The 21,425-nt window shown below is 59.7% G+C and carries 18 protein-coding genes, 5 pseudogenes and 2 riboswitches; of the genes and pseudogenes, 11 read left to right on the top strand and 12 right to left on the bottom strand.

Features of this window, described 5'->3' with window-relative positions:
• Nucleotides 1-18 precede the first annotated feature (18 nt).
• Nucleotides 19-264 carry a hypothetical protein gene (locus AC0L3I_RS35540; RefSeq protein WP_473530053.1) on the bottom strand — a complete coding sequence of 82 codons (246 nt, stop codon included), beginning with the start codon at nucleotides 262-264 and terminating at the stop codon, nucleotides 19-21.
• Between AC0L3I_RS35540 and AC0L3I_RS35535 the strand changes: the two genes are divergently transcribed.
• The 3 genes from AC0L3I_RS35535 to AC0L3I_RS35525 all read left to right on the top strand — a co-directional run bounded on the left by AC0L3I_RS35535 (nucleotide 157) and on the right by AC0L3I_RS35525 (nucleotide 1,349).
• Complete coding sequence (locus AC0L3I_RS35535; protein WP_473530050.1) at nucleotides 157-432, top strand: Fic family protein; 276 nt, start codon at nucleotides 157-159, stop codon at nucleotides 430-432. The two genes, AC0L3I_RS35540 and AC0L3I_RS35535, sit on opposite strands and share 108 nt — an antisense overlap.
• Nucleotides 426-713, top strand: a complete 288-nt coding sequence (locus tag AC0L3I_RS35530) for a hypothetical protein (protein WP_473530049.1) — start codon at nucleotides 426-428, stop codon at nucleotides 711-713. Before AC0L3I_RS35535 ends, AC0L3I_RS35530 begins: the two co-directional genes overlap by 7 nt.
• 222 nt (nucleotides 714-935) lie before the next feature.
• A riboswitch (TPP riboswitch) is annotated at nucleotides 936-1,050 on the top strand.
• A 104-nt stretch (nucleotides 1,051-1,154) separates the two neighbouring features.
• Nucleotides 1,155-1,349, top strand: a complete 195-nt coding sequence (locus AC0L3I_RS35525; protein WP_473530048.1) for a hypothetical protein — start codon at nucleotides 1,155-1,157, stop codon at nucleotides 1,347-1,349.
• A 4-nt stretch (nucleotides 1,350-1,353) separates the two neighbouring features.
• On the opposite strand, the gene AC0L3I_RS35520 is transcribed toward AC0L3I_RS35525, so the two are convergent.
• The gene (locus AC0L3I_RS35520) at nucleotides 1,354-2,034 is read right to left on the bottom strand and encodes a transposase (protein ID WP_473530047.1); all 681 of its coding nucleotides are present in this window, start codon (nucleotides 2,032-2,034) and stop codon (nucleotides 1,354-1,356) included.
• Between the two features lie 1,104 nt (nucleotides 2,035-3,138).
• Nucleotides 3,139-4,224, bottom strand: coding sequence for a cytochrome-c peroxidase (locus AC0L3I_RS35515; RefSeq protein ID WP_473530046.1), 1,086 nt, complete (start codon nucleotides 4,222-4,224; stop codon nucleotides 3,139-3,141).
• A gap of 922 nt (nucleotides 4,225-5,146) precedes the next feature.
• Nucleotides 5,147-5,263: riboswitch (TPP riboswitch) on the top strand.
• A gap of 104 nt (nucleotides 5,264-5,367) precedes the next feature.
• On the opposite strand from AC0L3I_RS35515, the gene thiC reads away from it, so the two are divergent.
• Genes thiC through AC0L3I_RS35485 form a run of 6 tightly spaced genes read left to right on the top strand, consistent with a single transcriptional unit; the run spans nucleotide 5,368 to nucleotide 10,517 of the window.
• Nucleotides 5,368-7,218, top strand: a complete 1,851-nt coding sequence (gene thiC, locus AC0L3I_RS35510; RefSeq protein WP_473530045.1) for a phosphomethylpyrimidine synthase ThiC — start codon at nucleotides 5,368-5,370, stop codon at nucleotides 7,216-7,218.
• The gene (gene thiO / locus AC0L3I_RS35505) at nucleotides 7,215-8,216 is read left to right on the top strand and encodes a glycine oxidase ThiO (protein ID WP_473530044.1); all 1,002 of its coding nucleotides are present in this window, start codon (nucleotides 7,215-7,217) and stop codon (nucleotides 8,214-8,216) included. Before thiC ends, thiO begins: the two co-directional genes overlap by 4 nt.
• Complete coding sequence (gene thiS / locus AC0L3I_RS35500; protein ID WP_473530043.1) at nucleotides 8,185-8,382, top strand: sulfur carrier protein ThiS; 198 nt, start codon at nucleotides 8,185-8,187, stop codon at nucleotides 8,380-8,382. The genes thiO and thiS overlap by 32 nt, the downstream gene beginning before the upstream one ends.
• 1 nt (nucleotide 8,383) lies before the next feature.
• Nucleotides 8,384-9,157: a thiazole synthase gene (locus AC0L3I_RS35495; protein ID WP_473530042.1), complete on the top strand. Its 774-nt coding sequence runs from the start codon at nucleotides 8,384-8,386 to the stop codon at nucleotides 9,155-9,157.
• On the top strand, nucleotides 9,154-9,759 hold the full coding sequence (locus AC0L3I_RS35490; RefSeq protein ID WP_473530041.1) for a thiamine phosphate synthase: 606 nt from the start codon (nucleotides 9,154-9,156) through the stop codon (nucleotides 9,757-9,759). Before AC0L3I_RS35495 ends, AC0L3I_RS35490 begins: the two co-directional genes overlap by 4 nt.
• Nucleotides 9,729-10,517, top strand: a complete 789-nt coding sequence (locus tag AC0L3I_RS35485; RefSeq protein WP_473530040.1) for a hydroxymethylpyrimidine/phosphomethylpyrimidine kinase — start codon at nucleotides 9,729-9,731, stop codon at nucleotides 10,515-10,517. Before AC0L3I_RS35490 ends, AC0L3I_RS35485 begins: the two co-directional genes overlap by 31 nt.
• A gap of 27 nt (nucleotides 10,518-10,544) precedes the next feature.
• Here the strand turns inward: AC0L3I_RS35485 and AC0L3I_RS35480 are convergent, their stop codons facing one another.
• From AC0L3I_RS35480 to AC0L3I_RS35460, 5 genes and pseudogenes are all read right to left on the bottom strand, one after another.
• Entirely contained in the window at nucleotides 10,545-11,123 is a 579-nt protein-coding gene (locus AC0L3I_RS35480; protein WP_473530051.1) for a transposase, read from the bottom strand.
• Nucleotides 11,124-11,800: 677 nt separating this feature from the next.
• Entirely contained in the window at nucleotides 11,801-12,829 is a 1,029-nt protein-coding gene (locus tag AC0L3I_RS35475) for an LLM class flavin-dependent oxidoreductase (protein ID WP_473530039.1), read from the bottom strand.
• A gap of 127 nt (nucleotides 12,830-12,956) precedes the next feature.
• The gene (gene hisC / locus AC0L3I_RS35470) at nucleotides 12,957-14,066 is read right to left on the bottom strand and encodes a histidinol-phosphate transaminase (RefSeq protein WP_473530038.1); all 1,110 of its coding nucleotides are present in this window, start codon (nucleotides 14,064-14,066) and stop codon (nucleotides 12,957-12,959) included.
• Nucleotides 14,067-14,306: 240 nt separating this feature from the next.
• Nucleotides 14,307-14,439: pseudogene (locus tag AC0L3I_RS35465) on the bottom strand (helix-turn-helix domain-containing protein); the annotation flags it as partial.
• 263 nt (nucleotides 14,440-14,702) lie between these two features.
• A pseudogene (locus AC0L3I_RS35460) lies at nucleotides 14,703-15,394 on the bottom strand (substrate-binding domain-containing protein); the annotation flags it as partial.
• Between the two features lie 919 nt (nucleotides 15,395-16,313).
• Between AC0L3I_RS35460 and AC0L3I_RS35455 the strand changes: the two are divergent.
• Together AC0L3I_RS35455 and AC0L3I_RS35450 are read left to right on the top strand one after the other, a co-directional pair.
• Nucleotides 16,314-18,332, top strand: a complete 2,019-nt coding sequence (locus AC0L3I_RS35455; RefSeq protein WP_473530037.1) for an LTA synthase family protein — start codon at nucleotides 16,314-16,316, stop codon at nucleotides 18,330-18,332.
• A 274-nt stretch (nucleotides 18,333-18,606) separates the two neighbouring features.
• Nucleotides 18,607-18,792 (top strand): annotated as a pseudogene (locus AC0L3I_RS35450) (EamA family transporter); the annotation flags it as partial.
• A 42-nt stretch (nucleotides 18,793-18,834) separates the two neighbouring features.
• Here the strand turns inward: AC0L3I_RS35450 and AC0L3I_RS35445 are convergent.
• The 4 genes and pseudogenes from AC0L3I_RS35445 to AC0L3I_RS35430 all read right to left on the bottom strand — a co-directional run.
• A complete protein-coding gene (locus AC0L3I_RS35445; RefSeq protein ID WP_473530036.1) occupies nucleotides 18,835-19,500 on the bottom strand; it encodes a methyltransferase family protein in 666 nt (221 codons plus the stop codon).
• 410 nt (nucleotides 19,501-19,910) lie between these two features.
• Nucleotides 19,911-20,200, bottom strand: a pseudogene (locus tag AC0L3I_RS35440) (transposase); the annotation flags it as partial.
• Entirely contained in the window at nucleotides 20,199-21,134 is a 936-nt protein-coding gene (locus AC0L3I_RS35435; RefSeq protein WP_473530052.1) for a hypothetical protein, read from the bottom strand. The gene AC0L3I_RS35435 and the pseudogene AC0L3I_RS35440, both read right to left, overlap by 2 nt.
• Before the next feature lie 72 nt (nucleotides 21,135-21,206).
• A pseudogene (locus tag AC0L3I_RS35430) lies at nucleotides 21,207-21,425 on the bottom strand (type IV secretion system ATPase VirD4); the annotation flags it as partial.

Below are 21,425 nucleotides of genomic sequence, written 5' to 3'. Positions count from 1 at the left end.
AAGCCTCTTTGAATCACGCTAACCTGCGGCGGGCCACAAATTACACGCCGTCGTTAACCTGAACTCGTTGCCCTGGCAGCATCCGCGTCCCATTGACTTCGCCCTGACGATCTGCCGTGGCTCATCGACGGGATGGTAGCTTTCGATCAAGGCCCAGTGCAAAACCTTGATGCTGTCATCGCCGCCGCAATCCTCGCCTTCGGCTTTGTCTACATCCATCCGTTCGAGGACGGTAACGGCCGCATTCACCGCTACCTGTTCCACCACTGCTTGCCATGCACCGCTTCAATCCGCCGGGAGTGGTGTTTCCTGTTTCGGCCGCGATACTGGACCAGATCGACGAGTATAGGCGCGTGCTCGAGAGCTATTCGCAGCGCCTTCTGCCATTGGTCGAATGGGAACCGACGCCGCAATTCAATGTTCGGGTGCTGAATGACACCGGGGATTTCTACCGGTTCTTCGATGCAACCGCGCACGCGGAATTCCTATATGCCTGTGTTCAGAGGACGATCGAGCGGGACCTTCCCGACGAAACCGCTTTTCTGCAGCGCTACGATCAATTCCTGCAACAGGTGGATGCTTTTATCGACATGCATGAGCGGCTCATCGATTTGCACTTCCGTTTCCTTCACCAGAATGGTGGCCACCTGTCGAGCCGCGCCCGCGAAAAGGAATTCGCCGCGCTGACCAATGACGAGGCAGGGCGGATCTAGGCGATCTACGCGCATACCTTTGGCGCCGATTGAAGGTGTGGTCATCGTAAGGATTGATCTTTAGTCCGACGGTATGGCGCTCCCTTTTAATCCGCCCCCTGGTTTCCGGAGCGTGATTTGTCGCCGACACATGCGCGAGCGTCCCTCGGGTTTGACCGGCCGTCGATGACGGCCGCGAGCCGAATGCGCTTGACAAGATAGCGCCGGCCAGTTCAGCCTGAGGCCTTCACCAAGGGAGTCCCGCCAAGGGGCTGAGATACTGCTGGCTATCGCGGCGCAGTGACCCGTTGAACCTGATCCAGTTCATACTGGCGTAGGGACGGTGCAAGCGCTTTGCGGGAGTTTACGCCCGAGATCCTGTTTCGGCGGGTCGACAGAAGCGTCTTTTCATCCTTCCGGCACCGAACTGGGTCTCCAATGCATGAGCAAAGGAGCCTCACGATGAATGCCCTTACCCCCGCCGTGTCGACGGGACCACTGCCCGCCTCGCGGAAGGTCCACAAGCCCGGTGCCATCCACCCGCAGATCAGGGTGCCGATGCGCGAAATCGCCGTCCATCCAACGGCCGGCGAGCCGCCCGTCACAGTTCTACGATCCGTCCGGCCGAATGCCGGCATCGAATCAGCAGACTTCTGAAGCGTTATTGCAACCCCAGCTTTCTCTTCAGTTCCGCGTTCTCTTTGCGCAGGCGTTCCGCGAGCAGGCTCTTCAATCGCTTGTTTTCTTGCTCTAGGGCGAGCAGATCCTTCAGATCGTCGCCATCGGATGTAGGCGCCGCGGCCTTCTTCCAGTGATAATAGGTCTGTTCCGATATACCGGCCTGCTTTACGGCGCTCTTGAGAGTGGCGCTGCCGCTGATCGACGTCTCGATCTGAGCGAGCTTCTGGGCGCGCTCTTTTCCGGAGTAGACCTTCCGGGGGCTCCGCACGGCCGCTGCTGTTGCTGTTGCTTCCTTCGCCGGGGACGCCGTATTGGCGCCATTCTTGCGACCAGGCTCAGCCTTCGCCTTCCGCGACGGTGGGGATTTCTTCTTCGTTTCAGTTCCTTTGGGAGCGGGTTCGGTTGCAGTTTCTACTGATGCAGCGTCTAGGGGATTTGCCATGAGATACTCCGCTCGCGGTTTGAGACCGTGTTCAGCATCAAGGGCTATGACATTAGAGTCAATCAGCCGACCATTTAGCAGATCCATTTCTTTGAGCTCCCTTGTTGTGTCGGCTATAGCTACGGAGAGATCGACATCGCTCCAGATGGAACGGCCCCGTTTTTGAGAATTGCGCTTTTGTTTGACCTCCACAGTGAACGGTCGGGTCTGCCGCCTCATAGTTTCTTCCTTGTTAGAACGAATTGCACAGGAGGTCGCGGCTGACGACGACTGAACAACTGGCGCTTCCTCTGTTGCGCCGAGCTATATGGATGAGATAGCCCGAGAGCAAGCGGCACTTGCGGTTCGCCTTCGGACGACGATCCGATTGCGAGTGCATTGACAAATGCTCGCTCGAGCCACGTCGCTGGCTAGTCGCAGCTTTGTTTTCATATCGATGCGCTTGCAGAGCTGGAACAGCTGCTCGCGCGTCGCAAAGCCATCGCGCACGTTTTTGAAGGGATGGATGTGACGGCATGGCGGTTTCTGCTGGGCGCACGCCAACGCCGCGCGGAATATGTCCGCGATGGCACGACCAGATGGTTCCGAGCTTGTCAGCGAATCTCAAGCGGGGCCGCATGCAACGACACATCACGACACAGTCGGCTAGTCGGAGCGTCCGTTGATGTTCTGCTCAAATCGATGCCAGTATCTGGCCAAAGTCCGGCGGTGTGCCGAAGATCATGGCGGTCAAATTGGCGTAGGCGCGAGCACGGCGCGATCGGGGCCTCAACGATGGTCGGAAGGGTCAGCTACGAACTGGTGCAGGACAAACGTTCCGGAAAGAGCCGGTGAGCTACCGGTGACGCCGCCGCGCTATTTGTGCTGCGTTTTGCGTTTCATTGACCTGTTGCGGCTGGACTGCGGGCTTGATGAGCGTTATCGGACGAACCATCTGGACGACCTCCCTGAAGTCACTGTTGTCGGCAGCGTGACTGCCGTCACGCCTGCCCGATCGCAACCTTTTCAGGTCCTATCGAGGGACATGCCGAGAGCAGCAAGGTGCTATTCCGACCGTTTCACTCGTTCTGCGGCATTCGTTTCAGACTGCGCTGCCGTCTGTGCCAGCATGAACTGATCGACGTTGCCGGTAAGGCGGTCATGCTGTCGTGACGCAAGTGGGCGTCGACGGGTCAGCTTTTCACTTAGCGTTTCAATTGAATTCGGAAATGAAAGCCCACCTAGCTCCAGTTGGAGAGGCCTCGCCGGAAGTCACGATCGTGTCGTCCTAGTGATGGTCGCAATCATTCCTGATTGCGACTTTCCCTAGCCAGCTCCGGCCAATCATTGCCCGAGGAGATGCAATACAGGTCGAGGCGTTGTCGGCGTTTCGGCGGGCAAGATGGGATAGGCGACCTCCGGTACCTTTCCGGTCAGCGAATTGAGGAAGGCAACGAGCAGGTCGACTTCTTTTTCCGTCAATTCTTCGCCGAGCTGGGTGGTCCCCATGATGGCGACGGCCTGTTTCAGATCCCAAACCTTGCCCGAATGAAAGTATGGCGCGGTGAGTGCTACGTTGCGCAACGGCGCCACGCGGAAAACATAGGAATCGTCGGCTGCATGGGTGACGGCAAATCGGCCCTTGTCGTTTTCCGGCAGGACATCGGCGCTGGGCTTTTCAACGAGGCCGAATGGGTAATAGCCCTCCCCACCAACGTTGATACCGCCGTGGCAGGACGAGCAGCCCTTGTCCATGAAAAGCGTAAGGCCCTGTTTCTGTTCGGAAGTCATGGCGGCGTCATCGCCATTGAGGAAGGCATCGAAGGGGGCCGGCGTGACTAGTGTCGCCTCAAAGGCTTCGATTGCCCTGGCGACGTTTTCGAAGGTGACGCGATCGGCTTCACCCGGGAAAGCTGAATTGAACCACTCGACATATTGCGGCATCGACTTGAGCGTGGCGATGACTTGACCTGGTGTGTTGGCCATTTCGACAGCGGCTTGGATCGGTGCCTTGGCCTGAGCCTTCAGGTCTTCAGCACGACCATCCCAGAACTGCGCGATGTTGAAGACAGCGTTCAGTACCGTCGGCGCGTTGCGCGGTCCCTTCTGCCAACCATGACCGATCGAGCTTTCATGATTGTCGTCGCCCCCGGTGGCCAAGTTGTGGCACGAATTGCACGACAAGACGCCTGACGCCGAGACGCGTGGATCGAAGAACATTGCCTTGCCCAAGGCTATCTTCTCCGGTGTGATCGGGTTGTTGGCGACTGTCGGCGTGATAGATGGTAGAGCCTTGAAGGTGGCGCGTGCCGTTTCTCTGAGGTCTACGGGGATCGTTTGCGCAGCAATAGCGATGGCCGGCAAGGCGACAGCCACCGTAGTGAATAGGATTTTCACAAATGATCTCCCTGTGTTTTGCACGGAAGCCATTGTGGATTTGCGGTTCGTGAACGCCTTGCGCTACAGGCAATCCTCTTTGCATAAAATCGGTTCTCACGCGGACCTGACATATTGTCTTCCTTGTTGCATTGCGCGCGATGTCACCCACGAATGAACGCCAGTCGGTATCTCCTGTCGCCTCTGGAGGAGCATCAAAAGTCGTGCCAACTGAGCAGAAGGAACCTCCGGGAGATTTTCCGGATATTATTCAATAAGTTAACGAATTCGCGGCTGCAAGGCGCAGCCGTACTCCGGTGTCGCGGATCTGACAAACCCAACAGTCGGGATGAAACAGAGAGATGTTGGACCGTCAGCGCCTTGTCCCGATGGGCACTCGGCCGCTCCAAGTGCCTTGAGAGGACGTCCAGGGCGGTCTTCCCGTAGGGTGGTGGCGGCGTCGCGGGGCTTGCGCTTTTTCGGCATAAGGAACCGGCAAATACGCGTTGGCAACAAGCCACGCGCCGACGATCTTCTTGATGAGGTCGGATTTTGAAACGCCCATTGCGGCGGCGAGCCCGGCGAGGGATTCATCGACCTTGGGATCAAGTGCGACGCCTGTGACATTCCGGAGCATGAGCGCAGCCCTCCGAAGCATGGGGGGCTGTGCTTTATCGGCTTCATCAGCTTCTTGACAGGTATTCGGGGTGCACCTCGAGAAGGCTAGTTTTGATCTGATTACCATTATCTGAGAGGGCGAGATCGCAGTCCCGGAGGCACCGTCCGACGTATGCACCCGATGGCGTGGATTGATCTTTAGTCCGACGGTATGGCGGTCCCCCTTGATCCGTCCCCTGGTTCCGGAGCGTGATTTGTCGCCGACACATGCGCGAGCGTCCCTCGGGTTTGACCGATCGCCGATGACCGCCGCGAGCCGAATGCGCTTGACAAGTTAGCGCCGGCCCGTTCAACCTGAGGCATTCACCAGGGGAGTCCCGGCAAGGGGCTGAGATACTGCTGGCTATCGCGGCGCAGTGACCCGTTGAACCTGATCCAGTTCATACTGGCGTAGGGACGGTGCAAGCGCTTTGCGGGAGGTTTACGCCCGAGGTCCTGTTTCGGCAGGTCGACAAGAAGCGTCTTCATCCTTCCGGCACAGAACTGGGTCTCCAATGCATGAAGCAAAGGAGCCTGACGATGAATGCCCTCACCCCCACCGTGTCGACGGGACCACTGCCCGCCTCGCGGAAAATCCACAAGCCCGGTGCCATCCACCCGCAGATCAGGGTGCCGATGCGGGAAATCGCCGTCCATCCAACGGCCGGCGAGCCACCCGTCACGGTGTACGATCCGTCCGGCCCCTATACCGACGCGGCTGTCGAAACCAGCATCGAAAAGGGCCTCGCCAGGTTTCGCGATGAATGGGTGACGGCGCGCGGCGACGTCGAATTCCACCATGGCCGCAGTGTCGGGCCGGGGGACAACGGATTCGCGACAGGTGAGCGCCTGACGCCGGAATTTCCCATTCGCAATCGGCCGCTCAGAGCCAAGGCAGGCAAGGCGGTGACCCAGCTTGCCTATGCGCGGGCAGGCATCATCACGCCCGAAATGGAGTTCGTCGCGATCCGCGAGAACCTTGGCCGCGAGAACCTCGGTCGCGAGATCCTGCGCGGCAAGCTTGAGCGCGACGGCGAAGCCTTCGGCGCGACGACCCCCGACTTCGTCACGCCGGAATTCGTGCGCGACGAGGTGGCGCGCGGGCGAGCAATCATCCCCTCCAACATCAACCACCCCGAGAGCGAGCCGATGATCATCGGCCGCAATTTCCTGGTGAAGATCAACGCCAATATCGGCAATTCCGCGGTCACCTCCTCGATGGCCGAAGAGGTCGAAAAAATGGTCTGGGCGATCCGTTGGGGAGCCGACACCGTTATGGACCTGTCCACGGGCCGCAACATCCACAACATCCGCGAATGGATCATCCGCAATTCGCCGGTGCCGATTGGCACGGTGCCGCTCTACCAGGCGCTCGAAAAGGTCGCTGGCATCGCTGAGGACCTGACCTGGGAAGTCTACCGCGATACGCTGATCGAACAGGCCGAACAGGGCGTCGACTATTTCACCATCCATGCCGGCGTGCGGCTGCATTACATCCCGCTGACGGTCGACCGGGTCACGGGTATCGTCAGCCGGGGCGGTTCGATCATGGCCAAGTGGTGCCTGCATCATCACCGCGAAAGCTTCCTTTATGAGCATTTCGAGGAAATCTGCGATATCGCCAGAGCTTACGACGTGTCCTTCTCGCTCGGCGACGGCCTTCGTCCCGGCTCGATCGCCGACGCCAACGACGCGGCGCAATTCGCCGAACTGGAAACGCTTGGCGAGCTGACCAAGATCGCCTGGGCCAAGGATTGCCAGGTGATGATCGAGGGGCCGGGCCATGTTCCGATGCACAAGATCAAGGAGAACATGGACAAGCAGCTCGAAGTCTGCGGCGAGGCGCCGTTCTACACGCTCGGGCCGCTGACGACCGACATTGCGCCGGGCTACGACCACATCACCTCCGGCATCGGGGCGGCGATGATCGGCTGGTACGGCACGGCCATGCTCTGCTACGTCACGCCCAAGGAGCACCTCGGCCTGCCTGACCGCAACGACGTCAAGACCGGCGTCATCACCTACAGAATAGCCGCCCACGCCGCCGACCTCGCCAAGGGTCATCCGGCAGCGAAGCTGCGTGACGACGCACTGTCGCGGGCGCGGTTCGAGTTTCGCTGGGAAGACCAGTTCAACCTGTCGCTCGACCCTGAAACGGCGCGCTCCTTCCATGACGAGACCTTGCCGAAGGAGGCGCACAAGCTGGCGCATTTCTGCTCCATGTGCGGACCGAAATTCTGCTCGATGCGCATCTCCCACGAAATCCGCGCCGAGGCACAGAAAGAGGGCATGGCGGCGATGGCAGCGAAATACCGCGAGGGCGGCGATCTCTACATGCCCGCTGACGAGACCGGCGTACCGCTCGTGCCAGAGGCGCCGGAACCGTCATGAGGCTGCTGCTCAAGGGGGCCGGCGTCGCCGGCCTCACCGCCGCCTTCGAACTCGCCGCCCGCGGCGCGACGGTGACCGTTGCCGAGACAAGGGATAGCCTTGGCGGCAATGCGTCGTGGTTCGCCGGCGGCATGCTGGCGCCATGGTGCGAGCGTGAAAGCGCCGAGCAGCCGGTGCTGGACCTTGGCCGCGATGCCGCCGACTGGTGGGATGCGGTACTGCCCGGTCAGGTGACGCGGGCAGGAACACTGGTCGTGGCCGCGCCGCGCGATGCGGGCGAACTCGAGCGGTTCGCCAGCCGCACATCGGGTCACCGGCGTGTCGATGAAGATGAAATCGCGTTGCTGGAGCCCGACCTCGCCGGCCGCTTGCGCCGCGGATTGCTCTTCTCTGACGAAGCGCATCTCGACCCGCGCCAGGCGATGGCGGCACTTCATGACAGACTGGTGGCGATGGGCGTCGAATTCCGCTTCGGCGCCGATGCCCGGCACATTTCCGGTTTCGATCGCCAGATCGACTGCACCGGGATCGCGACGGACGACGACCGGCTGCGTGGCGTTCGAGGCGAGATGCTGATCCTGCGCACGCCCGATGTCTCGCTGTCGCGCCCGGTCCGGCTGCTTCATCCGCGCTTTCCGCTCTACGTGGTGCCGCGCACCGGCCACCGTTTCATGGTGGGCGCGACGATGATCGAGAGCCAGTCCACTGGACCGGTCACGGCGCGTTCGATGATGGAGTTGCTCAGCGTCGCCTGCGCGCTCCATCCGGCATTCGGCGAGGCTGAGATCGTTGAGGCTGGTGCCGGCGTTCGTCCGGCCTTTCCAGACAACCTGCCGCGTGTCGAAGCACGCGGAAACACCGTCGCGATCAACGGCCTCTATCGCCATGGCTTTCTGCTCGCCCCTGCCATGGCGCGCCAGGCGGCCGAACTCATCTTCCGTCACGACAAATCCGTGGAGCTTGCTCATGAAACTGACCGTCAACGGCGTAGCGCATGAGGTTGCCGCCACCACATTGGCCGAATTGCTTGCCGCGCTCGACTATGAAGGCGACTGGCTTGCGACCGCCGTCAATAGCGACCTCGTGCACAAAGCCAACCGGGCGGAATTCCGGTTGAGCGACGGCGATCGGATCGAAATCCTCTCGCCGATGCAGGGAGGCTAGCATGTTCGAGCTTCTCGGGACGACGCTTCCTTCCCGCCTGCTTCTCGGCACCGCGCAATATCCTTCGCCGGCCATCCTTGCCGATGCGGTCAAGGCGTCGGGCACGTCCATCGTGACCGTCTCCTTGCGGCGTGAGATGGCAGGCGGCAGGGCTGGCGAAAAATTCTGGTCGCTGATCCGCTCGCTCGGCACGAGAATCCTCCCCAACACTGCCGGGTGCCACTCCGTCAAGGAAGCGGTCACGACCGCGAAGATGGCGCGCGAAGTGTTCGGCACGAGCTGGATCAAACTCGAAGTGATCGGCAACCAGGACACGCTGCAACCGGACGTGTTCGGCCTGGTCGAAGCGGCGCGCATCCTGTGCGAGGATGGTTTTGCGGTATTTCCCTATACCACCGACGATCTTGTCGTGGCAGAGCATCTGCTTGACGCCGGTTGCCAGGCGCTGATGCCATGGTGCGCGCCGATCGGCTCGGCGCGCGGGCCCCAAAATCTCGATGCGTTGCGAAGCTTGCGTGGCCATTTCCCGAACATTCCGCTGATCGTCGATGCCGGGATCGGCCGACCGTCGCATGCGGCCGCCGTCATGGAACTCGGCTACGACGCGGTGCTCCTCAACACGGCGATAGCCAAGGCCGGCGATCCCGTTCAAATGGCCGCGGCCTTCGGCAAGGCGATAAGGGCAGGCCATGAAGCATATCGCGCTGGGCTGCTTGAGCCGCGCGACTCGGCGATTCCGTCCACGCCGGTCATTGGTAAGGCGGCGTTCCCGTGAAGCTCGACCCCTTCTACCTCATCGTCGATTCCAGCGCCTGGATCGAGCGTCTCGTGCCGCTTGGCGTCAAGCTGGTGCAATTGCGCATCAAGGACAAGGACGAGTTTTCGCTACGCCAGGAGATCCGCGCTTCGAAAGCGATATGCGAACGCCACAACTGCCAGCTCGTCGTCAACGACTATTGGCGCGTTGCGATCGAGGAGGGCTGCAACTTCGTCCATCTCGGCCAGGAAGATCTCCCACGGGCCGATGTGAGGGCGATCCGACGGGCAGGCATCAGACTAGGCCTCAGCACCCACGACGCCGCCGAGCTCGAAACCGCCCTTGCGGCTGATCCCGATTATGTGGCGCTCGGCCCCATCTATCCGACCGTGCTCAAGATCATGAAATGGGCCCCGCAGGGGCTCGATCGCATAGCTGCCTGGAAGCAGCGTGTCGGCAACCTTCCGCTCGTTGCCATAGGTGGCCTGACGGTCGAGCGCGCGACCGGGATTTTCGCCCAGGGAGCCCAGAGCGCCGCGGTTGTCACCGACATCCTCGGCAACGCGCGTCCCGAGGTTCGTCTCCTCAAATGGCTGGCGGCGACGGCCCCGTGGCGATGACGCCGCACGTCCTCATCGTCGCCGGCTCGGATTCGAGCGGCGGGGCTGGAATTGTTCGAGACATCGAGACGGTTTCCGCCTTCGGGCTGCGCAGTTGTCTCGCCGTCACGGCCGTGACCGTCCAGACGCACGCCGCTGTCGAGCACGTCAAGCTTATGCCGCCGGAGCTTGTCGCCGCCCAGATGCGCGCCGCTTTCTCTGCCAACGGGGTCGCGGCGGTCAAGATCGGCATACTAGGGACGTCGGCTGCGATCGAGGCGGTCGGCGTTGTACTTGCCAGCAACCGCCAAGTGCCCGTGGTGCTCGACCCGGTCCTGGCCTCTACCTCGGGACGAGTGCTGCTGGCGAACGATGCCATTGATGTGCTGCATCGCGATCTGATGCCGAGCTGCAGGCTCGTAACGCCCAACCTGAGCGAGTTGGCTAGGTTGACCGGATCGGCTCCGGCCTCGGACGAAGAAAGCGCTTGGCGTCAAGCTGTCGAATTGTCTAGGACGGTGAGGACCGCCGTACTCGTCAAGGGCGGCCATGCACAAGGAACCCGTTGCGTCGATGTGCTGTTGCAGCCGGACCACCCTGCAGTTAGGTTCGAGGCGCCCCGCTTGCCGCGTGGGATGCGCGGAACGGGTTGCATGATGGCCAGCGCAGTCGCCGCCTCGCTTGCTCTTGGAGCGTCGCTGGAAGCAAGCGTGCGCCAAGCCAAGCAACATGTTTTCGATGCGCTTGCCGGATCGAAGGACATCGGGCCGAAAAGCTGATCGGGCCGAACCTATCCAATGCTCCGATCAAGTCTGGGAGGTGACCGTGGGTCCACTCCCAGGACATGAAGGCCCTATCCGAGGGGTGGGAATGCGGCATACACGGTCGCGTTCGCCTATGAACAACACGCCGCTTTGAGGAGGAACCGGATGCCTCTGTGCCAACCGTTGGTGCGCCATCTGAAATCCCCCGACCTGTTGCGGCTCGCGGAACCGCCGGATGTCACCGACTGCGGCGATGATACCGCTCGCGACGATGGCATTGACGCCGGTGATCGTCTGAAGCCGCCGGACTTGCACATCATCAACCGCTTCCCGGGCGATGTGGCGATCGAGGTCAGCCAAATCCTCGGCCAGGCGATCGATCTCGCGGATGTGGCGGGCGATAGCGACCCGCTCGTCGTCGGGAAGCACCTGCCACTCGAGCCAGGCGCGACCCCGACGGTTGAACAGATCGGCATGCGGGCACTTCGGCACGAGGTGCGCCTGCAGGACGCCATGCACCTCGTTCTTCACGCGCGTGCGATGCCGCACGACCTGGTTGCGCCGCGCGACGAGGCGGCGAAGCCGCTCAGTTCGCTCATCGGGAACCCAGACCTCCGGCAGAAAGCCGCTGGCATGGAGCTGCGCCAGAACGCCGGCATCGATGGGCGATCGCCTTCACCTGCATCGGGTTGGCGACAATCACCCGGCCGACATAGGGCGACAGAACCCGCACCACTGCCATGGCGTTGCCCGTAGCCTCGACGACAATCTCATCCGTCTGTCGCAAACTGCGGCCGAACCCTTCCAGTCCCGAGCGGGTCATGTCGACCCGTCCGTGATGGCGCAGCCGACCGTCTTCCCAAACCACCTCCGCAAAGGTGCGGTGGACGTCCATTCCAACACACGTCTCATCGGCTCCCTCTCCTCAAACACCATCCACAAGCCGCCACCGGTCAATCCAAGCCGACCAAGAGACCGAACCTCTCCCAATCAGATGGCCTTCATATATGAGTAACTTTCCCCGAACAGCCCTGCCTGAGACGCGGCCCGCCATGTCCGCCGCTCCGCTAAACACGGGGCTGCGCGGCGGACACGCCAACGTCACCGCTGAAGCAACCATGACGGCGCGGGTGGATATTACTGCGAGCTCTACAATCTCAACTAAGCCTCGTTCGACGACATTCGCGACGAGGAACTGGGTGCCTCTCCAAGCCGGCTCCCAGACCTGACCTGTGGCCGGCATGTCTATGGGTGCCGTCTGTGATGGACGCGTGTTAAGGAGCGCTGCCGCACCGAGGTCAGCCAACTCGAGCCATAATTACGGATTGAATCGCCTTTGCGGTATATAGGGAGGCATCTAACGACAGATTCCCAAATGCCGGTTGACAAAGGAGGTAGTTTGCACCTGCCTCTTCCAGCTGATCAAGAAGAGCTTGTCCCGCAGAAGCTGCCGTTCCTACTACGCATAATTCCTTCTCGATTGCTGCATCGAAGGTCAGCGGCAGGTTTGGTGGAGTAGGCATGGCATTGAGATCGTAAAGGAATTTAAAGCTCTTGAGCCACCGTTCGTAAGCAGGTGCGGCGAGTGAACGTGCATCTGTTTCAGAACGCCCAATCACGACCATTCGGAGCAATCCAAGAAATGGCGCTTGGTCGTCCGCGTCACTGGTGTGCTCTCGACCGGCGCAGAAGGCATCAGTAATTCTGCGAACAGAAGAGGAAGGTCCCACGCACGCGATGTTCACGCCATTCGCAGCGGCCCAGGCTGCCGATTCCGGTCGATTCGTGGCGATCCAAGTCGGCGGATGTGGACGCTGATGAGTTCTTAGCGTCAGCGGAACGCTGTTCAACTCAAAATGGCGGCCTTGATAGGATAGCGTGCCGCCTTTCAGCGCATTGATAAGAATTTCGCTGGCTTCCGCATAGTGGTCTGGCGCCGCGTCCGAGCCAATCCCAAAGTAACCCAATTCGATCGGGAGCGAGCCGCGCCCTATCCCAAGTTCGAGCCTGCCACCGCTCAATTGGTCCAGCATACAGATCTCTTCGAACGCACGTAGCGGATGATAGAGGGCAAGCAGCATTACCAATGGGCCGACACGAAGGCGCCGGGTTCGCTGGGCTACGCTCGACAAGAACAGATTCGGTGATGGACCTCTCCCATGTGGGGTACAATGGTGCTCTGCGAGATGATATGCATAGAACCCAAGGTGATCGCACGCCTCCGCTAACATCAGGCGATCTTCGTACTGTCGGGCGATATCGAGGCCGTTCTCGTCCAGATGATCGAAGATGCCGACAGCTAGATCTGAAGGAAAGGCCTTATTCATGATATTGTCTCCAAGTTTGACGCAACAAGTCCCATTGCTTGCATGTTCCAAGCAATTCAAAGATCTCGCCGTTGTGTAATCGCGCGGATTATTGCCTGTGCAACGCTAAGGCAGAGCCTTATGCTACCTAAGGCGGGAATTTTGACATATTAAATATTCTATTAATATGACTAGCGGCACAAAGAAATGCATCCATTTGCTCTTTTGTGCCGATGCTGACGCGGATATAATTTACCAAACCTTTATCGGGAAAGACGGCAACAAGTATTTTTTGCCTTGCAAAGGCTGATTGCCACCATGAGCCGTCCTGTCCCGTTGGCACGCGGGCTAGCAAGAAGTTTGCGTGGGAAGGGGTTACGGAAAATCCAAGTTGCGACAGCGCGAACGTCACTCGCTGTCGTTCATGCTTGATGTGTCTGTGGTTGTCTGCATAGGCGGCGCGGTGCGCAAGGACGCTGATACCAACCGCATGCCCGACCACATTCATGTTGAAGACGTTCTGGATGTTGCGTAGCCTGCCGATAATTTCAGGGTGACCGAAACCGAAACCGACGCGAATGCCGGCGGCAGCATAGCTTTTCGAAAATGTTCTTAAGACCAGAAGGTTCGAATAGCGATTGATGAGGCGTAGACCATTCTCGGGTGCAAAGTCGACGTAGGCCTCATCCAGCACGATCAAGCGGTCCGATTTCGCTACCAGGCGTTCGATATCGGCCACCGGAACGAACGTTCCGGTCGGATTGTTCGGATTGGCTAACAGAATGAACTTGGCGTCCTTTGCAGGACCGAAGAGCAATTGCTCCATCGGCAGGGAATGATCTTTGCTAAATTCGATTTCGAGAAATTGAGCACCCTGCAACGTGGCAAGTTTGCGGTTGAACGAAAACCCTGGCGACATCATCGCCACGCTATCCCCCGGGGCAAGGAAAGCTCTGTAGACAAGTCCAAGCAGTTCAGACGATCCGTTACCGGCGATCACCTGATCCATGGAGACGCTGTAGGCATTGGCGGCTGCTTCCCTCAAGCTGATGTTATCGTCTTCTGGATATAGATACTGCCGTTCGAGGGCCGCAATCGCACTTTGCATTATGATTGTTGGAAGCGGGAATGGGTTCTCATTCGTGTTTAGTTTTACCCAACCTGAATCCGGCGCTGGTCTATCGGATGGCAGAGCATCTAACTGTCTCGCCACTTGCGAAAGAGACGAAAGCACACTCTGCAGTTTTGCGTCGGACATGTTTTTCTCCGTTTCAGTCGCAGAGGGAATCCGGGATGAACTGATGGTCGAGAGCACATGGCCGACCGACGGTGCGTTCACACCGCCTTTGTCAGCACATTGACCCGTGAGGTCGGGCGGGCTGTCCTCCCGGGTCGAATTGGCGCCGACGCTCAGGTCCGCATCCACTCGTCATCGGGCCAAGACCCCGCCAAACCACCAACGCTTGATTTGTCCCTGATATTTGCCTCGGTCGTCCTTTCAAGGACGCTTGATCTCGATGCCGTATTTCCTCAGCGTGTACCCAATCTGGCGCGGCGTCAGTCCAAGCAGGCGCCGCCGTTGCCTGCACCGAGCCACATCTCTCCATGGCCGCGATGACACGCTCGCGATCTCACTTACTCGCACCTTTAAAGAGGCTGCGCTGGCAGGCGCCAGAGTTGCGGATTTTGAGGTCGGTCACCTGGCCACAGGCAAGCGCGAAAAACGCCTTGGCCATAAGTCGGGGCGCCGCGACGTGGTCGAGTGCACAGCGGGCGATGCCTGGCGCATGGCTTTCCTTTCATGAATCGCGACCGTCGACTGGCTTCTGCACGCCGCAACCGCACGTTGATTCAGGAGACCGGAATGGGGCAGGAGAGTCAATCGAGCTTTCTTTCATTTGCGAAAGGAAACTCGGCGCTCATGATAGAATTCCATCAGTTTCATATATCTCCGGCAGATGATATCGAACGGCAGAAATGTCTGCCCCGGCGTCGCCGGTGCCGGTGCTGATGGCCCGGGCCATCAGCGAAATCAGCTCCTGGCAAAGCTGGCGCAGTGGCGTGGCGACCGCCATCGCGATGATGTCATCCGCCAGCGCCCACCGCGACTCCGGCGTGATTTCATTCACAATCGCGACGAGGTCCTGACCTTTGCCCTCCTCGCGGAGCGCCTGATGGCCCCCCTGCCCCCGCCGACCATATAGAAGCCGACGAGCTCAGGTTGCCGCGCATGAGATTCAGCGTGGTCTCGTATGTGATCTGCCGCTTCTCGAGGTTCACGAGCGTATCGAGCACCTCGAAACTCGGCGCGTTGTCACGGAAATAGGAGCGAAAGCCGATTTCGCGGAGCTCGTGCCCTTGGAAGCGGTGGCTGCCGACGAAGACCGCCACCTTGCCGGGCCGTTTTGCGACCTTGGAAAACATCCAAGCGGCTGTCCCCCCGACCTCGCGATTGTTGAGGCCGATATAGCCCTCGCGCACGCCGGCGGCGAAGTCGGAAAGCGAGAAAACCGGAATGCCTTTCGCCTTGAGCTCCTCGACTGCTGCCGTGATCTTCGGGTGGTCCGGCGCCAGCATGGCGATAGCATGGCAGTCCCGCTAAGGTCCTTGTGCTCGCCGGCACCTTCGGGCGGTTGGGGATAGTCGAGCCGGTGCTGCCAGCGCTAACTCGTTCGCTTGATCGACAGCGACGTTCGCGAAGATCGAGCCGGTCGCGCCCATCGGCTAAGATGGGCGGCTATGTCGACGAGCGCAAACACAGCGCACCATCGACTCATTACTTGCGATCGTCTCAGCATTCAGGAGTTCTGGTCGATCTTCGATGAGCATCTCGTCGCGGCCGCCGCCCAGAACGCACCATTCCTGTGAGGACCTGGGTCGACGCGACAGGGAGCGATGGGGTCACGGCGTCTTACCTGAACATTCAAGTGTGGCGATCATCCGCGTCGCTCGGGGAGGCTGGGACAACCGGCAAGATGATCGCATCAGTGCCACTGTGAGTCTTAAGGCCTGAGGATCTGGTCGAGTTCGCGCCGGTTCACCGGCTGGTCGCCGTGTATGTCGCCCGTCGTGCTACCGAATCACTGTTGTGAGTGTTTCCCTATCCTCCATCCGATCGCTGTAATTGGTCAGTCCTCTTCCCACAGCAAAGTCGCACTTTCGCGGCCGAACTGCAGACCTCTCGCCAAGCCAGCTGCGCTGCGCCGTTTCCCAAAACGTCTAGTCACATTTGCGAAGTTCGTGTTGGAATCGGTGATTCCGCGACACATTATCGCCAGCTTTTAGCCGCGACGTTGTCGCAATCTCCCGCGAGAAAGCCGGCGTTGCCCTGAGACGGTTCGGTCCGGCATCAGCTCAAACCAGCCCCCCGCTTAAGGGTCAGTGCCGGATCGAACCACCTTGCATCCCGGCATCGCAGACCATGCGATCGATCTCGTCCCAACGGTTGCCAAGGTTGAAAACGAGGCATAATTGCCCAGACATCCAGCTGCTTCGGAGGCTTGCTATGACTTTTGCTCAATCGGTCGGTGCGTTCTTTCGTCGGCTGAAGCCATTCATACTGCTTTTCCTGTTGACTCAGTTCCTGGTCAGGCTGGCGCTGTCGCTGGTTTCGGCCAAAGACCTGTCTTTCCATCCGGCCGACTGGCTGGTTCCTTTCTTCACTGGCTTCTGGTTCGATATCGTCACGCTGCTTCCAATCCTCGCGGTCTTTCTCCTCTTCCCGCTGCTCCTGCCAGTTTCGTGGGCCGGAAAGCGGTTTGACCGCGCAGTTGGGCTCTCGGGCTTCGCAATCTTCCTGTTTCTGATGGTCGTGCAGGGGGTCAGCGAGTATTTCTTCTGGGACGAATTCACGACGCGCTTCAATTTCATCGCGGTCGACTACCTCGTGTACACGCAGGAAGTGATCCAGAACATCATGGAGAGCTATCCGGTCGTGCCGCTGCTTGCCGGCATCGGCCTGTTGGCGGTCGGCGGGGCCTATCTGCTCCGCCGCCAGGTGAAGGCAGGCTTCGCGCCGCATCCGCCGTTCATGAAGCGGCTGGCGGTCTTTGCGACGATAACGGGAATGGCCGCCGCCGGCGTGTTGGTGACGCCCGATTCGATCACACGGCCGATGCCGAGCGCGATCGCCCGCGAACTCGGGGGCAACGGACTCTATGGTTTGGTTAGCGCATTCTTCTCGAATGAGATCGATTTCGCGAATTTCTATCGGACCATGCCCGAGAAACAGGCGGCCGAACGGACACGCGACCTTTTAGCGGAAGATCACGAGCCGTTCGAAAGCACCGATTTGAACGACATCACGCGTGACATTCGAGCCGAGGGGCCGATGCTGCGCAAGAACGTCATCCTGGTCGGCATGGAAAGCATGAGTGCGGAGTTCATGGGCACATTCGGCAATCCGAAAAGACTGACACCGAACCTTGACCGGCTGGCGTCTGAAGGCCTGCTTTTCACGGAAATGCGGGCGACCGGCACGCGCACCGTGCGCGGGCTTGAAGCGATCGCGCTTTCAGTCCCGCCGACCCCGGGGCAATCGATCCTGCGTCGCCCCGGCAGCGACAATCTCTTCACCATTGGCTCGGTGTTCCAGGATTCGGGCTACGATACGCGCTTCCTTTATGGCGGCTACGGCTATTTCGACAACATGAACGCGTTCTTTTCCGGTAACGGCTTCGGTATCGTCGACCGCGCCACGATGGCGGCAAGCGATGTGCATTTCGCCAACGCGTGGGGCGTCAGCGATGAGGATCTCTATGACGAGGTGATCCGCCAAGCCGACGCCTCGGCGAAAGCCGGCAAGAACTTCTTCAGCTTCGTCATGAACACGTCAAACCACCGGCCCTTTACCTATCCAGGTGGCGCCATAGACATCCCATCGCCGGGCGGGCGCGACGGAGCGGTCAAATATTCCGACTACGCGATCGGGGAACTGGTCAAGAAGGCATCGGCGAAACCGTGGTTCAGGGATACCGTTTTTGTCTTTGTCGCCGATCATACGGCGAGCGTCGCAGGCAAGGTCGAGCTCGACATGAACAAATACCACATACCGTGCATCATCTGGTCGCAGGGCTTTGTCGAGCCCCGCCGGATCAACCGGCTGGCGAGCCAGGTGGATATTGCGCCGTCGCTGCTTGCCCTGCTGCAGGCTAGCTATCGCAGCCGCTTTTTCGGCGACGACCTGATCGAAGCGGACGAACCGGAGCGGCCGGTCTACATCTCCAACTACCAGAAGGTGGCCATGATCCTGCATGGCCGCACGACGATCCTTGAGCCCAAGAAGCAAATCGTCCAGATGAAGGGTGAGGAGGTGCAACCTGAAAGCGCCGTCGACCACAACGCGGTCGAAGACACCGTAGCCGTCTATCAATATGCCTCACACTGGCGCGATATTTCACGCCGAATTCCAAGTGCTCTTGACAACGGCACGCTGGCACTCGGCCGGTTCGGTGTGCATCGCCCGCCAAACCCGAAGCGACGCGCGCCTCCGTCCAGGACCACACCCACCATACCGGTGCGCTAACAAAGCCGCCGTGCCACAACATCTTAGGAATGCCAGGTCTGCTCCGGTGATCGCCAAGAGGTGTGAGGAACTTAACAATCCTTGCAAGACCCTTCGTGGCTCACAACGGCAATGGCCGGAACGGGTCCAGCCTGTCGTGGAAAGTCGTTGATTTGATAACGTGATTCCCGATCAGCGAGGTGAGTCGGGCTGAAGCGATTTGTCGAGGGCGAGGATCGCCGGCAGCGGCGCTGCTTCCCGAGTGCCTGGACGATTACGTGACGCAGGGACAATCCGGGGGTGGATCTGCTACTTTCGCGCGCTCCAAGACGCAGCACGCGTTGCCCCTGTCGACAAACTGAGCGTCGTGCTGGTGGCGGTGTTCGGAGTGACATTCCTCAAGGAACACTTGTCGTTGTCGAACTGGGCAGGGGTTGCCTTGATCGCAACAGGCGCGGTTCTGGTACGCTACAAAGGCTAACAGGAGGGCTATTCGCGGCGGCTTATTGCTCCGTCTTTAGGATCAGAACAGCCAAAAAAAGGTGGGCAGGTAGCCAGCTACCTGGAGGTATTCAATGCCTTCGATGGCTGGAAAGATCGCCAGAAAATAGAGGGCATCGAAGAATGTGCTTCTTAATGCGTTCGTGGAGAACGTGTGCTGATGCTTGTCCTGATGCAGCCACGGCTTGGGCCAGAACCGCGGCGTCCTTGCCACATATGCTTCGAACTCCGGACCAAATTTGTCACGAAGAAACGTCTCTTCCTTTCGGGCAGTCATCCCGAAAACCGCATAGGTGCACACCCCCAGAGCGGATGCAACGATGAGCGATCCGAACATGAGGCCGATGCCGAATGCTCCGATCGTCGAAAATAGATATAGGGGATTGCGAGTGATCGAGTACGGCCCGCTGACTGCCAACTCGCTGTTCTTCCGCCCCCCGACATAGAGGATGCTCCACAACCTCCCGAATATGCAGACGAGGATCAGAACAAAACCGATCATCTCGATGACCTCGTGAAGGCTAGATGCTTCATCCCAACCGGGGCGAGAGAATAGCAGCGAGCCAATCGCCGCTATGCTCAAGGCCCGGACGATCAAAAGTCTCTTCCGCTGATTAAATGGTTGCAGGGCAATGGAAGCGGACATCATGGTTCCTTCGACAAAGGCTTTTTCGGGGGCTCGCGCCAAGCAGTGCATCCAATGCCGACCGACTGTCAGAAATGTGACGCGCTGTCCCTTTTCCTGGCGGCGACTGCTCGGTTTTAATGGCAAGCTCGATAGCCGATTGCAATAGGCCTGACCCTTGGCAGATCCCGATTTCGGCAGCCCTTCGGGAGCCACAGTTCGGGCCGACACCCCGCTTTCAAAACCGCATGGGGGAAACCTACGAAACTTAGAGATCGTCTGGGACGCGATGGCGACTTCCTTTTCCGTTGGCGCAGCTATCTACCGCTATTGCTAATGGTACTTGCACTGCCAGCGTTCTTTGCGACGAAGCAGGTGGAGCTCGCCACTGGCGAATCCGCCGCCCACGCGTGGGTGTCCTTTTGCATGGTTTGCCTGACTATCGCCTTCGTACCCGCCGTGTCACTTGGCAGTTAATTGGACAGCATTCGTGCTCTCAGCAGTTCGGGGCCCCTGCCGTACGTTGCGCGCTTGAGGGTCTCAAGGCGGTTGATCTGACCTTCGGCCTGTCCGTTGCTCCAGGGCAGCTCGATGGCGTTGTTGACGGCATCAATGTCTCTGCGCAACACGGGCGAATCGCATGATCGGAATGATGTCGGAGTCGATCGCATCGTCGATCCAGGGGTCCAGTGTTTCCGACCTCTTGCTCCGGAGGATACCGTTGAAGCGCATTGCCAAGGCGTCGCATCTCGGCGAATGCGTCAAAGTGAAAACATGTATTTTCGGAGCGTGCTCTCGCTATATTTTTGCTGAGCCGCAGCGTAAGTGATCGCCTTATCAATAACCTCCCGGTGTTCGTCGGACAGATGGGGATAGCGGGCGCCACTCGCGACAGGTTCGGCTCGGCGCGGCTCGGCCACGTGCTGCTCAAACCCCACTTGCCGGGCTTGGCCCGCATCCGGCAAGGGGTCATGGCGGTCCACGAAAGAGAGCATCGCGTCTGGGACGCGTTGAGTCCCATAGGAGAAGCCGTTGGAGACGGCGAATGAGACGTTTATGGAGCCCTCGATCGCAGCGGGGGGTGCCTCAGACCATGCGGAGGGCGCTGCCTCCGCATGCAGCCTTCCAATGTGTTCGGACCCTGTGCCTTGAACGGGTACCCTTTCCAATGGCAATTCACCCAACTGCTGCATGGGGGGCTGCATCGGCACGCGGCCGCCTGAATTGCCGATTTCGCTCAGCGGCTGCTGAATGGCGATGCTTTGCGGATTATCAGTCCTCTGCCTCTCCCTTGGCTGCAAAGCCGTGGGATGTTCATTGTTCACCCGCTCGGGGGGCAGGTGATTGCCCTGGTCAAGCGCATCCGGCCAGGGCCGGATCTGCTGTTGGCTCGCAGCTAACGCTGGCGGGGCGGCGGCCTCAACTCCGGCGTGCCCAGAGCCGGCCGCTGCGAAAGCGTCCGCCACGATGCTGTTGATGTCACCGGGTCCAGCGGGCATCCTTGGGCCACTGAAAAAAGACGAGGCGGCTTGATGATCCTGCCGTCGCTGAATGACTTCGCTGAAACCCTGTTCCAGTCGCAGAAGCTGCTCTGGATTGGCTGGCGACTCGTCAGCTTGATCGAACAGCCTCCGGGCCTCTGCAAGGTGCTGCTCAACGCCCACTTGCCGGGCCTGGACCGCTTGACCCTCTTCCAAGCCGGTCTCCTGCACCTGCGGCAAAGCTGTTACACGGGATGGATTTTTTCGCTGGTCCACACTAGCCTCGCATTAAACTGTATCGTCAAAGTCTTGCGCCAATCCGCGCAGCGGCTCATCGAGTCGAGATTCTGCGGAGAGTCCCTCCTCTGCTTCCGTCAAGGGTACCGGCTCCGGGAGGGCGCCTGTCTGGCTTTCAAAGATGCGTTTCAGAATGCGGTCCGAAAAATATCGCACCTTCCTCAGTTGCAATGGCGGCAGACCTTTGATGAGAACAATCTCGTACTCGTC

The organism is Mesorhizobium sp. WSM4840 (assembly GCF_055811755.1).
The sequence above is the reverse complement of the archived record's forward strand: the minus strand, read 5'-3'. Positions and strand labels throughout refer to the sequence as shown.

Excerpts from the sequence above, each read along its gene's own strand:
- AC0L3I_RS35525 (WP_473530048.1), top strand. The coding sequence starts at position 1,155 with ATGAATGCCCTTACCCCCGCCGTGTCGACGGGACCACTGCCCGCCTCG.
- AC0L3I_RS35520 (WP_473530047.1), bottom strand. The coding sequence starts at position 2,034 with ATGAGGCGGCAGACCCGACCGTTCACTGTGGAGGTCAAACAAAAGCGC.
- AC0L3I_RS35515 (WP_473530046.1), bottom strand. The coding sequence starts at position 4,224 with ATGGCTTCCGTGCAAAACACAGGGAGATCATTTGTGAAAATCCTATTC.
- thiC (WP_473530045.1), top strand. The coding sequence starts at position 5,368 with ATGAATGCCCTCACCCCCACCGTGTCGACGGGACCACTGCCCGCCTCG.
- thiO (WP_473530044.1), top strand. The coding sequence starts at position 7,215 with ATGAGGCTGCTGCTCAAGGGGGCCGGCGTCGCCGGCCTCACCGCCGCC.
- thiS (WP_473530043.1), top strand. The coding sequence starts at position 8,185 with ATGAAACTGACCGTCAACGGCGTAGCGCATGAGGTTGCCGCCACCACA.
- AC0L3I_RS35495 (WP_473530042.1), top strand. The coding sequence starts at position 8,384 with ATGTTCGAGCTTCTCGGGACGACGCTTCCTTCCCGCCTGCTTCTCGGC.
- AC0L3I_RS35485 (WP_473530040.1), top strand. The coding sequence starts at position 9,729 with ATGGCTGGCGGCGACGGCCCCGTGGCGATGACGCCGCACGTCCTCATC.
- AC0L3I_RS35475 (WP_473530039.1), bottom strand. The coding sequence starts at position 12,829 with ATGAATAAGGCCTTTCCTTCAGATCTAGCTGTCGGCATCTTCGATCAT.
- hisC (WP_473530038.1), bottom strand. The coding sequence starts at position 14,066 with ATGTCCGACGCAAAACTGCAGAGTGTGCTTTCGTCTCTTTCGCAAGTG.
- AC0L3I_RS35455 (WP_473530037.1), top strand. The coding sequence starts at position 16,314 with ATGACTTTTGCTCAATCGGTCGGTGCGTTCTTTCGTCGGCTGAAGCCA.